At 64.5% G+C, this 1,695-nt stretch carries 3 protein-coding genes; all 3 read right to left on the reverse strand.

Features of this window, described 5'->3' with window-relative positions; genetic code table 11:
- Window positions 1-483, reverse strand: a 483-nt coding sequence (locus EN781_RS31925; RefSeq protein ID WP_145965765.1) for an ABC transporter substrate-binding protein, incomplete at its 3' end; no start/stop codon positions are given.
- A gap of 5 nt (window positions 484-488) precedes the next feature.
- A complete protein-coding gene (locus EN781_RS31930; RefSeq protein WP_126054153.1) occupies window positions 489-1,550 on the reverse strand; it encodes a hemin-degrading factor in 1,062 nt (353 codons plus the stop codon).
- 36 nt (window positions 1,551-1,586) lie between these two features.
- Window positions 1,587-1,695 (reverse strand): hemin uptake protein HemP (hemP, locus tag EN781_RS35905; protein WP_127400699.1); only part of this gene is annotated, 109 nt, incomplete at its 5' end.

Here is a 1,695-nt window from a genome sequence, read left to right on the forward strand (position 1 = left end):
GGCGTCGACCTCGGCGGCCAGCCTGTCCGCCTTGGCATCGACGCCGAGCGCCTTGCCGACGACGCGGATCTTCTCCAGGATCCCGTCATGGGTGTAGTGTTCGGGCACATCGATGAACGGAACGCTCGACTTCTTCAGCACCTCGACCGCTTCCTTCGGGCCGCTGCCGTGCAAGGCCAGTATTCCCGATGGATTGACCGACAGCACGCCTTCCGGCGACAGCTGGCGCATATAGCCGACGTCGGGCAGCTTGAGTGCGGCTTCCGGATAGCGGCTGGTCGAGTCGCGCGCGACGAGATGGCCCTGTTCGCCAAGCGCATAGACGATCTCGGTGATCGAGCCACCGATGGCAATGATCTTCGACGTATCGGCAAAGGCCGCCGCTTTCTCGGCGCGAGCCTGCGGGACGCCGAGGAGCAGCGAAAGCACGATCGCCAGGGCGAGCGTCAGCGGCGACAGCCTGGGGAAGGAAACCATGGTCATCGTCCTCAGGCCGCGGTCGGGCTTGGAATGCGCGGCAGGTTTTCGGCCAGGAAGCGCCAGTCGTCGCGCTCGCCCTCGCCTTCGTGACGCTTGCCAAAGAACTGGACGATCATCTTGCCGTCGGCGCCGTAGGCTTCGAGCGAGGTGACGTGACCGTCCTTGGTCGGCTTGCGCACGGCCCAGACCTCGTGGATGCGGTCGTTCCTGAGATGCAGGTGGAACGTCTCGTCGAGCACGTTGATCCACGGTCCCATCGGCTTGACCGACTTGATCGGACCGGAATGGATCTGGATGCAGCCGCGGTTGCCCACGAAGCACATGATCGGCATCGCGCCTTCGGCGGCGTGGTGGAACATGGCAGCTACGGCATCCTTGTCGAGCAGCCAGGCATAATCCTGGCCGACCATGCGCACAGCCTGGCGGCGGCTGAGCTTCAGCGTCTTGAGCATGCCGAAGAACTGATGCACGTCGGTGAGCCTGCTCCACCGGTCGCGCAGATCGTCGATGCTGGCCGCCTGCCCCTCGACCTCGGCCTCGTCGTCGCTCCCGCTTGCCGACACGGAAACGATCGGCTCCTGGTTCGACGATTCCAGTTCCGCCACCAGCTTATGGTAGGCGTAGAGGTTCGAGGCGGGCCTCAGATGCACCTTGTGCACCGCCTCGCCCGAAGCATCGAAGAACTGCAGGCTGCGGCGGATGTCGCCGCCGTCGCGCTTCTCGACGGCAAAGCCGTGCGCCCAGACTTTCGGGAAGATGCGCAGGTCGATGTTCTCGCCGAGCACCATGGCGTTGTGGTTGCCGGTGACGACCTTGTCGTAGACGCCGATCTTCTCGTGAACGGCGCTCTCATTGCGGGTCAGCGCCATCACCTCGCCGACAGCTTCGAGGCCGGTCAGCAAATCGTTGACGCGCGGCTCGACCCGCACGACGCCCTGCCCGCAATGGGCCGCGGCGAGCTCCGCTTCCGAGATGCCGAGTTCGGCGGCAAGGTCGCGCTCGCGCGCTTTCGGATTGTCTTCCCGCGCCCGCCGGATTTCATGCGGTGTGGGTTTCACGCGCTGGTCCATGTCTTCCCCTGCCTTCAGCCGGTCGTCGGTTGCTGCTTACTTGTTGAGGATCAGCTTGCCCTGGCGGGTGATCTTCAACCGATAGAGCGCACCATGGTGCTCGATGCCGATCTCGTGCTCGCCTTGGAAAAGCGTGTTGCTGGAG

Origin of the sequence: Mesorhizobium sp. M4A.F.Ca.ET.090.04.2.1, from assembly GCF_003999085.1 — a bacterium.
Taxonomy (GTDB): domain Bacteria; phylum Pseudomonadota; class Alphaproteobacteria; order Rhizobiales; family Rhizobiaceae; genus Mesorhizobium.

Bases quoted from the DNA above. Each gene is read 5' to 3' on its own strand.
- EN781_RS31930 (WP_126054153.1), bottom strand. From the start codon at position 1,550: ATGGACCAGCGCGTGAAACCCACACCGCATGAAATCCGGCGGGCGCGG.